The organism is Ralstonia sp. 110700041-2, assembly GCF_056280165.1.
This window is the reverse complement of the sequence record NZ_JBSFAI010000006.1, coordinates 157,449-169,800: the sequence shown is the minus strand read 5'-3', so window position 1 is coordinate 169,800 and position 12,352 is coordinate 157,449. Positions and strand designations below refer to the sequence as shown.

Sequence of the window (12,352 nt, the reverse complement as noted above, 5' to 3'; positions counted from 1 at the left end):
AACGCCGCGCACCCAAGACAGATGCCAGCTCTGCGGCTACTGCGGCGCGCTGGCCGGCCTGTTGGTTGCGTTGGCGGACACCGGCTTGTAGTCGACCGCTGCGCCAAACTGCTTGATGGTTGCAAACGGGACTTCGCCTACGATCGTCAACCAGAAATCGGCAACACGTCGCACCATCACATGTGTAGCGCCTTGCGAGATGAAGCCTTCGCGGCGGGTGCGCTTTTCCGATACCGGCTCGATAAAGAGCGACAGCCCTGCCAACCCGTCACTAAACACGACCTGCTGGACCTCGAAGCCGGAACTGTTCTTGCCGGCCGGCGCAATATCGCCCAGCGGACGGCGCACCTCGCGGATCTTCTGGAAGCCCTTGACGGGGTTGCCAATCGTCCAGCCTTGCTCGGCCAGATTGGTCGGCTGCGTCACGATCTCGTATTGATTCCACCCGTTCAGGTTCTTGAACGCAGCGACGATCCTCTGTTTCTCCGACGGCACACCCAACTCGACTTGCGAGAAGGCAACCTGTTCAAGCACCTTGCCATCTTCACCGATGGTCTGGGCGCGCATCAGCAAACCACTGTTGCGCTCCGCCCAGATGCGGTAGGCGTAGCGGTAGGCGTCCTTCGGATCAAGCTGGAAGACTTCGCAATCCATGCCCGCGACGCGCTCGGTCGGCAGGTGCCGCATGTCGTACTGGTCGAGCACATCGCCATTGGTGGTGGCGAGCAGCGCGGGGAAGCTGTCCTTGTGTTCCTGCTTCTCTGTCACCACGAGTTTGACGTCGTAAATCAGGTTCCGCACGACGTCATTCTGGCGCAGCGTTTCGCGCTGCTTGCCGTCCAGCGCTTCGACGCGCTCGTACTCGTTATTGAAAAGATCAGCGTAATGCTGAATGCGGGTGGAGTGCATGCCGGTGCCACGCTGATACGTGAGCGTGCCGACATAGTTCTGCTTGAGCGCCGCGCGATGGATTTTCGCCAGCCAGGAGGCAGCCTCCTTGCGCGGCATGGGATCAGGCTGTGGCGGAGCAGCTGTCGCCAGCGCCGAAACACACAGAAGAAGAAAAACCGACCGACGAACGGCCTGCAGTTTGCGGGCGCCTGCCCCGGCAACGGGGTGCCACACCTTCGACATGGATGCCCGCATTATTCCTGATTGGAGTCCTGGGTGTTCGCCACCCCATTGGCCACTGCGCGCAGATACGGAACTACCATCCCGTTGGTCGCAGATTGCCTGTGGGCGCTCAGGTATTCGTCCAGCCGGGCGTCGCGGATCATCGGCGTATTGTCAGCTGCCGCCACAGTTAGCGCCTGCGCGCCGGCACCTTGCGTCGCCTTGGCGACCAGTGCGGGAGAGCCTTCCGCACCATCAGCAGGTCCGCGCAGTTGCGGAACGACGACCCAGCTAACGGCCGCCACTGCCGCCGCCACTGCGGTTGTAGGCATGATCCGTCGGACCCAAGCGGGGCTGACCAGGAAACGGTGCCTCTCTTGGGTTTTCGCACGCTGCGCTACAGCCGGTACCAGCAGATGAGGCTCGGCGTCGAGCTTGGCCGAGAACCGGCGGAGGAAATCTTCAGAGGAATGCGTGTTCAGCAGATCTTCTGACCGGAGCACGTCGCCGATCAGTTGATATTCTCGCCAATGCGCCGCACCCTCGCCTTCCTTGGCGAGTTCCACGGCAGCCGGCACTTCGTGCGCCGCAACCTCACCGTCCATCAAGGCAGAGATGCGTTGTGCGAACTCCGCTTCTGCCGTTTGCAATTGAGCCTGACCCATTTCCCGACCCCAAAAACTCCAACGTCCAATCAACGATCCGAGAGAAGACTTCCCGAGGTTTCACCGTTTGCAGCCGCATGCGGCCGCCGGCTTGTCATATCGGCTGGCTACCACCGTTTGCCCTCCACTGTTCCCAGTAGGGGGCGCAATTTCTCGGCAATCGCCTCGCGCGCCCGGAAAATGCGGGATCGGACTGTGCCGATCGGGCATTCCATCGCTTCGGCGATTTCCTCATAGCTCAGACCCTCGATCTCCCGGAGTGTGATTGCGGTACGCAATTCTTCGGGCAGCGCTTCCATTGCGCGGTTGACCGTTTCGGCCACCTGCTTGGTGTGCAGCATGGAGTCCGGCGTATTGATATCTCTTAGTAGCTCACCGTCGGCAAAAGTTTCAGCCTCTTCGGTATCGATGTCGCTGGACGATTCCGGGCGCCGGCCCTGAGTCGCCAGGTAATTCTTGGCCGTGTTGACGGCGATGCGATACAGCCACGTATAGAACGCGGATTCTCCCCGGAACTGGGGCAACGCACGGTAGGCCTTGATAAAGGCATCCTGTGCCACATCCTCGACTTCGGCCGGGTCACGGATCAGGCGCGAGACGAGCCGAATGATCTTCCGGTGGTACTTGACCACCAGCAGTTCAAACGCTCGCTTGTCGCCTTGCTGGACGCGCTCGACGAGGATCTGGTCGGCTTCGCGTTCGCTCACGGATTCTTCACCTGCAGTGTATCGCCTTGAATTTTTGTGACTTGGAAACGTTGTATTTTACCTACGACACACCGGACGCCTGGGAAACCACCCGCGGCGGCCCCAGGCGTAACAGACTTCGCATACGACGTAGCGTCCCGGCCGAAAACCACGGAGGCATCAGCACAAAAATCTGCGGACACCATCCATGACGCGCGACCCCAAGGATCAAGACACGCTCGCCGAGCGGCCATGACCATAGCAAAGGCGCATTTCGGACAGCTTGTGGCGCTTTCAACCGAACCTGCCAAGAGGCTTGGCCCGGTTCTCCGTCTTCTTTGAGACGAGCGCGCCACATCAGTTCCATTGCGAGCGGCGAACGATTCACTATCAAAGGAAGGCTGGCAGCCATCGCCAGCCCGCTGATGACCGCCCAGGTAGCCAACGGCAACGCGGCGCCCCACGTTTTGATCGCCCAGAACACAACTGTGCAGACAAGGGCCACCATTCCGCATCGACTGATCGCGCACAACCGCCGGTACGACGCTGGGAAAACAATATTCTGGACGACCAAGGCAACAACGAAGCCGCTCGCGCCGTGAGGCTACGAGCCGCTCCGCCTTACGGGCGCTTGAACACCAGCGTACCGTTCGTCCCACCGAAGCCGAAGTTGTTTTTCACGGCCACGTCGATCTTCATGTCACGCGCGGTGTTGGCGCAGTAATCGAGATCGCACTCGGGATCCTGGTTGAAGATGTTGATGGTCGGCGGCGATACCTGATGGTGCAGCGCCAGCACCGTGAACACCGATTCCAGCCCGCCCGCGCCGCCCAGCAAGTGTCCGGTCATGGACTTGGTGGAATTCACGACAACCTTGCTGGCATGATCGCCAAAAGCCGCCTTGATGGCTTCGGATTCGTTCTTGTCGCCCAGCGGCGTAGACGTACCGTGCGCGTTCAGATAATGGACTTGATCCGCGTTCATGCCTGCGTCGCGCAGTGCGTTCAGCATGCAACGACGCGGGCCGTCCATGTTCGGCGCTGTCATGTGGAAGGCGTCGCCGCTCATGCCGAAGCCAGCGATTTCCGCGTAGATCGTGGCACCGCGCGCCTTGGCCGACTCGTACTCTTCCAGCACCATCACGCCAGCACCTTCGCCCAGCACAAAACCGTCGCGGTCTTTGTCCCAGGGGCGCGACGCAGTGGCCGGATCCTCATTGCGCGTAGACAGCGCGCGGGCTGCGGCAAAGCCGCCGATGCCCAGCGGCGACACGGTCGATTCGGCACCGCCGGCAACCATCGCGTCAGCATCGCCGGCCTGGATCAGGCGCGCAGCCAGACCAATGCTGTGCAGACCGGTCGTGCAAGCCGTGACGGCCGCCAGGTTCGGCCCCTTCAAACCGAACATGATGCTCAGATGGCCGGAGATCATGTTGATGATCGAACCCGGCACAAAGAACGGCGAAATCCGGCGCGGGCCACGATCGACGTAGGTCTGGTGCGTATCTTCGATCATCGGCAGACCGCCGATACCGGAGCCGACCAGCACACCGATGCGCTCGGCATTGGCTTCGGTCACTTCCAGCCCGCTGTCCTTCAACGCTTGCACGCCGGCAGCGATGCCATAGTGGATGAAGGTATCCATGTTGCGGGCTTCCTTCGCAGGGATGTAATCCTCTGCGTTGAAACCCTTCACCTCGCCCGCGAAATGCACGGCCAGGTTCGACGGATCGAATTTGGTGATGGTAGCGATCCCGGACTTGCCGGCGACCAGATTGGCCCACCCCTCGGCGACCGAGTTCCCTACTGGAGAGACCAGCCCCAGGCCGGTTACGACTACGCGACGACGGCTCACTATGCTTTCCTGCAACTCTGTATCAGCGACAAAGGCCACAGAAAACGCGCCACCCGGTCAAACCGGACAACCGCCCCTTCTGTGGCCCGCGATGTCAAGAGATCGATTGACGCTTACGCCTTGACGTGGGCGGTCGCGTAATCGATGGCTTGCTGCACCGTGGTGATCTTCTCGGCTTCTTCGTCCGGGATTTCCATACCGAACTCGTCTTCCAGAGCCATCACCAGCTCAACCGTATCGAGCGAATCCGCGCCCAGATCGTTCACGAACGACGATTCGTTCTTGATGTCTGCTTCGGCTACGCCGAGTTGCTCAGCAACGATCTTCTTAACGCGTGCGTCGATGTTGTCCATTTAACCCTCCAGGGAAGTATTCGACAAAAAGTGCGCGCATTCTAGCAGGTTTGCGCGGCGAAAAACCGCTCCGGAATCCATGCAAAAAATGCGCCCAACATGATGCTAAAAGCCATTTAAATCAGCGATCGCACAGGATTCTGCGCATGCGCAAAGCCCCGCACACCCGCCGCCGGGACGGCTTCCTTATCCCATGTACATGCCGCCGTTGACGTGCAGCGTCGAGCCTGTAATGTAGCCCGCCGCCGGTGACGCCAGGAAGGCAACTGCGTTGGCGATATCCTCGGGCGCGCCCAGGCGGCCCAGCGGAATCTGCGCCTTCAGCGCAGTATGTTGCTCTTCCGACAGGACCTTGGTCATGTCGGTATCGATAAAGCCCGGGGCGATGCAATTGACCGTGATGTTACGGCTACCGATCTCTCGTGCCAGCGCGCGGGCCATACCTTCCACACCAGCCTTGGCCGCGGCGTAGTTCGCCTGACCCGGGTTGCCGGCGGAGCCCACCACCGAAGTGATGTTGATGATTCGACCGCCGCGGGCCTTCATCATCGGGCGCAGTACGGCACGCGACAGGCGGAACACGGCAGAGAGGTTCGTATCGATGACCGACACCCATTCGTCGTCCTTCATGCGCATCGCCAGGTTGTCCTGAGTGATGCCGGCATTGTTGACGAGGATGTTCAGGCCACCGTACGTCTTGATGGTTTCGTCGATGACGGCCTCGCAGCGCGCGGCGTCATTCACGTTGAGCACCACGCCTGCACCCTTTACGCCGGCTTCGGCAAAGTAAGCCGTGATGGCTTGTGCTCCGGCTTCCGACGTGGCCGTACCGACCACCGTCGCACCCTGGCGTGCCAGTTCCAGCGCGATGGCACGGCCGATGCCGCGCGAGGCACCGGTAACGAGCGCAACCTGATTGTTCAATGCTTGGGTCATACGAATCCCGTTGATTATTTGAGTTGACCCAGCACGGCTTCCAGCGACGCCGGATCGAAGATCGCGTCACCGACGATCTCCCCATCGATACGCTTGACCAGACCGGCCAGCACCTTGCCCGGGCCGCATTCGACCACGCGGGTAATGCCGTCACCCTTCATCTTCTGGATGGTCTCAACCCAGCGCACCGGCGATGCTGCCTGGCGCACCAGCGCATCCTTGATGGCCGCCGGGTCGCTCACGACAGCAACGTCCACGTTATTGATGACGGGGATCACCGGGGTGGTGACGGCCACGTTGGCGAGATACTCCCGCAGACGATCCGACGCCGGCTTGAGCAGCGACGAGTGAAACGGCGCCGACACCGGCAGCGGCAGCGCGCGCTTGGCACCCTTGGCCTTGGCGATTTCGCAAGCCTTCTCGACGGCCGCCTTGGCACCGGCGATCACCACCTGGGCCGGCGCGTTGAAGTTCACGGCTTCTACGACGCCTGCGACCGAAGCTTCCGCGCATGCGGCGCGCACGTCATCGTCCGACAGGCCGAGGATCGCAGCCATACCGCCCTCGCCCACCGGCACAGCTTCCTGCATCGCCTTGGCGCGGAAACGCACCAACGGTACAGCGTCTTGGAACGCGATGGCGCCCGCGGCGACAAGCGCCGAATACTCGCCAAGGCTATGCCCAGCCACGACGGTCGGCGTCGGGCCGCCGGCAGCTTGCCATGCACGATAGACGGCAACTGCCGCCGTCAGCATGACGGGTTGCGTATTGGTCGTCAGGTTCAGCTCTTCAGCCGGGCCTTCGGCAATCAGCTTGCCGATGTCCTGGCCCAGCGCGTCGGACGCCTCGACCAGCGTAGCGGCCACGGCCGGATGATCGGCAAACGCATTGAGCATGCCGACCGATTGCGAACCCTGGCCGGGGAAGACGAAAGCGAATGTCATGGCTCGTATTGTTCGTTCTGGAAATTCGTCAATCAGAAGCGCAGCAGCGCGGCGCCCCATGTGAAGCCGCCGCCCACGCCCTCGAGCATCACATGCTGGCCGCGCTGGATGCGACCGTCGCGCACAGCAACATCGAGCGCCAGGGGAATCGAGGCAGCCGACGTGTTGCCATGCTCATCGACGGTCACGATCAGGCGCTCGTTCGAGAGGCCCAGCTTCTTGGTCGTGCCCTGCATGATGCGGATGTTCGCCTGGTGCGGGATCAACCAGTCGACTTGCGAGGCGTCGAGTTCCGCCGCTGCCAGTGCTTCACGGGCAACCTTGTCGAGCACCGTGACGGCCAGCTTGAAGACAGCCTGACCATCCATGTACAGGAAGGCGCTGCCCTGGATTGCACCCGCGGCCACGTTGCCCGGCACGCACAGGATGTTGGCGTGGCTGCCGTCAGCATGGAGCGCAGTCGACAGGATGCCCGGCTCGTCAGAAGCCTGCAGCACCACGGCGCCAGCGCCATCGCCAAACAGCACACAAGTGGTGCGATCGCTGAAATCGATGATGCGCGAGAAGACCTCGGAGCCAATCACAAGCACGTTGCGATAGGCACCCGAGCGGATAAATTTGTCGGCGGTTGCCAGCGCGTAGACGAAGCCGGAACACACGGCCTGCACGTCGAACGCGGCGCACCCGTTGGTGATGCCGAGCTTTTGCTGCACCAGGCACGCCGTGCTCGGGAACACGAAATCCGGCGTGGACGTCGCCACCAGGATCAGGTCGAGTTCGGAGCGATCGATGCCGGCGGCTTCGATCGCGCGCTCGGCCGCCCTCACGGCGAGGTCGCTGCACGTAACATCCGGCTCGGCGAAATGACGCGCCCGAATGCCGCTGCGCGAGACGATCCATTCGTCGCTTGTCTCGATACCCTTCTCGGCCAACTGGGCCGCCAGTTCGTCATTGGTAACCCGCTTGGGCGGCAGGTAGCTGCCCGTACCGATGATCCTTGCGAAACGTGTCATGTGCGGTGGGGTGAAATCTGACTCGGAGGCGACGCGTTCAAGCAGCGTCGGCGGCCGGAGCGGAAGTGGAGACCGGCGCAGCGCCCGCTGCGTCATGGTGCGATTCGAACGCCTGCGCAATGCGGGCGATCACGCCGTTGGCCGCGGCGTCGTAGGCACGCTTGATGGCCCATTCGAACGCGTAGGCGTCGGCCGAGCCGTGACTCTTGATGACCAGCCCACGCAGACCGAGCAGCGCGGCGCCATTGTAGCGCCGATGATCAACGCGCCGTTTGAAACGCGTCAGCACCGGCAGCGCCACGACAGCGAGCAACTTGGTGAACCACGAGCGGCTGAATTCCTGGCGCAGCATCTCACCGATCATCTTGGCCAGTCCTTCGGTGCTCTTGAGCGCCACGTTGCCGACAAAGCCGTCGCAGACAACGATGTCGGTCGTGCCCTTGAAGATGTCGTTGCCTTCAACGTTGCCGAAGAAGTTGAGATCGGAGGCGCGCAGCAGCTCACCTGCCTGCTTAACGACCTCGTTGCCCTTGATGACTTCTTCGCCAATGTTGAGCAGACCGACCGTTGGACGCGGCTTCTGCTCGACCACCGACACCATCGCCGAGGCCATCTGCGCAAACTGCAGCAGGTGCTCGGGCTCGCAGTCGGCGTTGGCACCAAGATCCAGCACGGTCGTGCCGGCACCTTTCTCGTTCGGGATGGCGGTGGCAATTGCCGGGCGGTCAATGCCGTCCAGCGTCTTGAGAACGTAACGCGACACGGCCATCAACGCGCCGGTGTTGCCGGCGGAAACGCACGCCTGAGCGGCGCCTTCCTTGAGTTGATTGATGGCCACGCGCATTGAAGAATCTTTCTTCTTACGCAGCGCGACCTCGACCGGATCGTCCATCGACACCACCTCGGAGGCGGGGACGACGTGGACGCGCGGGTTCGCGGTGGCGTGAAGTCGCTTGAGCTGCGCCGCGATGGCATCGGGCTGCCCGACGAGCAGCATTTCGACGTCTTCGTGTACGGCGAGAAAATGGATCGCTGCAGGGATTGTCACGCCAACGCCGTGATCGCCACCCATGCAGTCGATGGCAAGCTTGATGGTCATGCGAGTCTGAGTTGCGGTTTCACGTGCGGCTCCGGCCGTTGGCGCGCGTATGGTACACAAACCCGTACACGCATAGCCGAATTTCACTCAACAAAAAAGCGGCAAATTGGCTTGCCGCTTTTTCGCTTGCATCATGAACCTGTGCGTTCAGACCAACCCAACACGCTTGCCATAAACCTGGCAAAACGCATCAGTCGTTCTTGGTCTTCACAACCTTGCGGCCACGATAGTAGCCGTTCGGGCTCACGTGGTGACGCAGGTGCACTTCGCCGGTGGTCGGCTCGACAGCGATCGGGGCCGTCGTCAGGAAATCGTGCGAACGATGCATGCCGCGCTTGGACGGCGACTTCTTGTTTTGTTGAACAGCCATGACTGACTCCTAAGCAATTTGATCAATTTTATCACATCACACGGAGCCGGAGCGTAGCCATTCCGGTAGGCGTGTGAAACGTACTGCCATCAGCGCGCGCAATATCCGCGCACGCCTAATGTTTGGTCTTAAGGTTGGCCAGCACCGCGAACGGCGACGGCTTCTTTTCAGCTTCAGCCTCTTCCGGCAACATCTCATCCGGGCAGACTGCATGACGCGGCGACACCGGCAACGCCAGCAACAGCTCTTCTTCGATCTGCGTGATCAGATCGAAGCTGCGCGAGCCAACGATGACATCAGCCTCATCGTCATCCAGCGGGGCGGCATCGGCATCGGCTTCCGAGCGCACGACTTCCAGACGCGCGCGCACCGGCAGAGGCTGCTCGTAAGCTTTGAGGCACCGCTGACATTGCAGCCAGATGGCGCCATCCACTTCCAGATCCACGAAGAGCCGCTGACGCGGCAACTGGCCGGCGGTGGCCTCCTCGCGCGCCACACCCTGCAGCTGCCAACGAAATTGCGTGTTGGCGTCAGCCGGGGCGTCGACGGCTTGCTCGGACAGCAGACGAGGCATATCGGTCAGATAGACCGTGCCGCTTGCCGGCTCACCCGCGCGAATGAACGCGAAAAGATCGAATGCACGAAAATCCACGAATCGAACCCACTAAACGCGTTGCTGTTGATGCGCGAACCGGATGGACCCGCCTTGCAGCGCCTGACACCTTGCGCCTGGGCGCACGGTTTGCGACACTGCGCGGCCAAACCGCGAAACGCGGGATTATAGCGGGCAGAAACCTGTGGCGTCAAAAGGTTTTGCTCAAAATCCACTGCATCTTCAAGCACTTATGACTTCTGCATCGCGTCCGCCACTGATTCTTGCCTCCAGCTCGCCATATCGGCGGGAATTGCTGGAACGCCTGCGCCTGCCGTTTGAGATCGTGGTACCGGACATTGACGAGACCCCCGCCCCGGACGAGTCGCCCGACCAGACCGCTCTGCGCCTGGCTCGGCAGAAGGCAGAGAAGGTCGCAGCAGGCCATCCCGGCGCGCTGGTAATCGGCTCCGATCAGGTCGCCACACTGGACGGCAAGCAGGTCGGCAAACCGGGCGACCACCCCCGCGCACTGGCGCAACTGCACTGGATGCGTGGACGCACCGTCACATTTCACTCCGCGCTGTGCCTGTACGACGGCCGGACAGGGCGACACCAGAGCGAGGACATCCGAACGCTGGCCACCTTCCGCGATCTTTCCGATGAGGAATTGGACGCCTATTTGCATCTGGAACACCCGTACGACGTTGCCGGGAGCGCCAAATCGGAAGGCCTGGGCATCGCCCTGCTCGAACGCGTGGAGTCGTCGGACCCGACCGCGCTGGTGGGTCTGCCGCTGATCGCGCTGACCAGCATGCTGCGCAACGTTCACTACCCCCTCTTCGCCTGAACCATGGCCGGTACGCTTTATCTCATTCCGAATACGCTGGGCTCGCGCGATGCGGCCGACCCGCTGCCTGACGTAATTCCTGCCGGCGTGCAGCAGATCACTGCGCGACTCGATTACTTTGTCGCCGAGCACGCCAAGACCGCACGCGCGTTGCTGAAAAAGCTGGCCGAGACTACGCCGCTGGCGCATCCACTGCAGGAAATCACCATCCGCGAGCTGAACGTCAAAACGCCGGAATCGGAACTGGAAGCCCTGCTGGCGCCAGTGCTTGCCGGCCAGGACGTGGGACTGATGTCGGAAGCCGGGGTGCCGGCGGTGGCCGATCCGGGCGCAAATCTCGTGCGTCTCGCGCACCGACGTGGCGTGCGCGTAAAGCCGCTGGTGGGACCGAGTTCGATTCTGCTGGCGGTGATGGCATCCGGCTTGAACGGCCAGAGCTTTGCATTCAACGGCTATCTGCCGGTCGATGCGGCCGAGCGTAAGGCAAAGCTGCGCACACTGGAACAGCTTTCACGCTCAGTCGCCCAAACGCAGGTATTCATTGAAACGCCCTACCGCAATGGCGCGTTGCTCGAAGCCATTCAGGCCGGCTGCGCGCCGAGTACGCTGCTGTCGATTGCAGTGGACCTGACACTGCCCAGCGAGCAGGTTGTCACGTTGCCCGTGAGCGACTGGCGCGCCGACCGCATGAACCTGCACAAGCGGCCGGCGATTTTCTCGCTGCTGGCGCGATAGCGCGCCTCCGCCCCTTCTACTCCTTCATCAGCAGCTTGAGCTGGCCCGTAGTGGCCAGCGCCTTGACTGCGCCCGCGCCCATCGCCGTGCCGAGCTTGCGTGCCACGCGCGAGGCGAAGTTTTCCTTGACGGTGTAGTCCACCACGTCCGGCGCCTTGATGACGCTGCGCGCGACAAGGTCCGAACTGCCGATCGCGTCGGCCAGGCCCAGATCCACCGCCTTGGCGCCCGTCCAGAACAAACCAGTGAACAGCGTGGGATCGTCCTTCAGACGGTTGCCGCGGCCCTGCTTGACCACGTCGATGAACTGCTGATGCACCTGGTCCAGCATCTCCTGCGCATACTGTTTCTGCTGGGGCGACACGGGTGAGAATGGATCGAGCATTCCCTTGTTCGAACCGGCGGTGAGCAGGCGGCGCTCCACGCCCACTTTGTCCATCAGACCAGTAAAGCCGAAGCCGTCCATCAGCACGCCGATGGAACCGACGATGCTGGCCTTGTCGACGTAAATCCTGTCAGCAGCGGCAGCCACGTAGTAACCGCCTGACGCGCACATTTCTTCCACGACGACGTACAGCGGAATCTTCTTGTATTTGGCGCGAAGACGGCGGATTTCATCGTTGATCATGCCCGCCTGCACCGGCGAGCCGCCCGGCGAATTGATCTTCAGGATCACACCGACGGTGTTGTCATCTGCAAACGCGGCCTGCAAGGATGCGTTGATGTTTTCGGCGCTGGCGTTTGTGTTCGCCGCAATTTCGCCCTCCAGCGTGACAATCGCTGTGTGGCGGCCCGTGCTGACGGTTTCGCCCTCCAAGCTGGCGAACGCATAAATAAGCACTCCGATCAGGCCCAGAGCCACGAAGCGGAAAAAGATGCGCCAGCGGCGCGCGGCGCGCTGCTCACGGACCGTTGCCATCAGTACTTTTTCGAGTACCTCACGCTCCCAGCCGCCGGCCGGCGCAGAAGCTGCCGATGCCGATGCGGGCGGGTTACGCAATTCAGCTTCAAGCGGATGATCCGCATGCTGTGTGACTTCCAGCGCTTCTGGTTTGCCTGCACCCTCGTTGGGGGCGTCGTCGGGCCCTTTCGGCGGAATCGAGTCAGTCATAGACAAGGAGAAAACGATCGAGAAGAAAAAC

At 61.8% G+C, this 12,352-nt stretch carries 14 protein-coding genes; 2 read left to right on the top strand and 12 right to left on the bottom strand.

Features of this window, described 5'->3' with window-relative positions:
- Window positions 1-36 precede the first annotated feature (36 nt).
- The 11 genes from ACUXH0_RS10795 to ACUXH0_RS10745 form a co-directional block, all read right to left on the bottom strand.
- Window positions 37-1,134 carry a MucB/RseB C-terminal domain-containing protein gene (locus tag ACUXH0_RS10795; protein ID WP_024973100.1) on the bottom strand — a complete coding sequence of 366 codons (1,098 nt, stop codon included), beginning with the start codon at window positions 1,132-1,134 and terminating at the stop codon, window positions 37-39.
- Window positions 1,135-1,145: 11 nt separating this feature from the next.
- The gene (locus ACUXH0_RS10790; RefSeq protein ID WP_012435227.1) at window positions 1,146-1,778 is read right to left on the bottom strand and encodes a sigma-E factor negative regulatory protein; all 633 of its coding nucleotides are present in this window, start codon (window positions 1,776-1,778) and stop codon (window positions 1,146-1,148) included.
- 107 nt (window positions 1,779-1,885) lie between these two features.
- Window positions 1,886-2,485, bottom strand: a complete 600-nt coding sequence (gene rpoE, locus ACUXH0_RS10785) for an RNA polymerase sigma factor RpoE (RefSeq protein ID WP_004635646.1) — start codon at window positions 2,483-2,485, stop codon at window positions 1,886-1,888.
- Between the two features lie 600 nt (window positions 2,486-3,085).
- Window positions 3,086-4,318, bottom strand: coding sequence for a beta-ketoacyl-ACP synthase II (gene fabF, locus ACUXH0_RS10780; RefSeq protein ID WP_012435226.1), 1,233 nt, complete (start codon window positions 4,316-4,318; stop codon window positions 3,086-3,088).
- A gap of 113 nt (window positions 4,319-4,431) precedes the next feature.
- A complete protein-coding gene (gene acpP / locus ACUXH0_RS10775; protein WP_004635650.1) occupies window positions 4,432-4,671 on the bottom strand; it encodes an acyl carrier protein in 240 nt (79 codons plus the stop codon).
- 186 nt (window positions 4,672-4,857) lie between these two features.
- Window positions 4,858-5,607 (bottom strand): 3-oxoacyl-ACP reductase FabG, encoded by a 750-nt coding sequence (gene fabG, locus ACUXH0_RS10770; protein ID WP_012435225.1) that lies wholly within the window; start codon window positions 5,605-5,607, stop codon window positions 4,858-4,860.
- Between the two features lie 14 nt (window positions 5,608-5,621).
- Window positions 5,622-6,551 carry an ACP S-malonyltransferase gene (fabD, locus tag ACUXH0_RS10765; protein ID WP_012435224.1) on the bottom strand — a complete coding sequence of 310 codons (930 nt, stop codon included), beginning with the start codon at window positions 6,549-6,551 and terminating at the stop codon, window positions 5,622-5,624.
- A gap of 32 nt (window positions 6,552-6,583) precedes the next feature.
- Complete coding sequence (locus ACUXH0_RS10760) at window positions 6,584-7,564, bottom strand: beta-ketoacyl-ACP synthase III (protein ID WP_004635655.1); 981 nt, start codon at window positions 7,562-7,564, stop codon at window positions 6,584-6,586.
- A gap of 37 nt (window positions 7,565-7,601) precedes the next feature.
- Window positions 7,602-8,663: a phosphate acyltransferase PlsX gene (gene plsX, locus ACUXH0_RS10755; RefSeq protein WP_004635657.1), complete on the bottom strand. Its 1,062-nt coding sequence runs from the start codon at window positions 8,661-8,663 to the stop codon at window positions 7,602-7,604.
- Window positions 8,664-8,853: 190 nt separating this feature from the next.
- Entirely contained in the window at window positions 8,854-9,033 is a 180-nt protein-coding gene (gene rpmF, locus ACUXH0_RS10750; RefSeq protein ID WP_003268823.1) for a 50S ribosomal protein L32, read from the bottom strand.
- Between the two features lie 115 nt (window positions 9,034-9,148).
- Window positions 9,149-9,685 carry a YceD family protein gene (locus ACUXH0_RS10745; RefSeq protein ID WP_182594280.1) on the bottom strand — a complete coding sequence of 179 codons (537 nt, stop codon included), beginning with the start codon at window positions 9,683-9,685 and terminating at the stop codon, window positions 9,149-9,151.
- Between the two features lie 193 nt (window positions 9,686-9,878).
- On the opposite strand from ACUXH0_RS10745, the gene ACUXH0_RS10740 reads away from it, so the two are divergent.
- Both ACUXH0_RS10740 and ACUXH0_RS10735 read left to right on the top strand, forming a co-directional pair.
- Window positions 9,879-10,475 carry a Maf-like protein gene (locus ACUXH0_RS10740; RefSeq protein WP_012435222.1) on the top strand — a complete coding sequence of 199 codons (597 nt, stop codon included), beginning with the start codon at window positions 9,879-9,881 and terminating at the stop codon, window positions 10,473-10,475.
- 3 nt (window positions 10,476-10,478) lie between these two features.
- Window positions 10,479-11,210, top strand: a complete 732-nt coding sequence (locus ACUXH0_RS10735; RefSeq protein ID WP_024973102.1) for an SAM-dependent methyltransferase — start codon at window positions 10,479-10,481, stop codon at window positions 11,208-11,210.
- 16 nt (window positions 11,211-11,226) lie between these two features.
- Here ACUXH0_RS10735 and ACUXH0_RS10730 read toward each other — a convergent pair whose 3' ends face one another.
- Window positions 11,227-12,321 (bottom strand): S49 family peptidase, encoded by a 1,095-nt coding sequence (locus ACUXH0_RS10730; protein WP_004635669.1) that lies wholly within the window; start codon window positions 12,319-12,321, stop codon window positions 11,227-11,229.
- Window positions 12,322-12,352 lie beyond the last annotated feature (31 nt).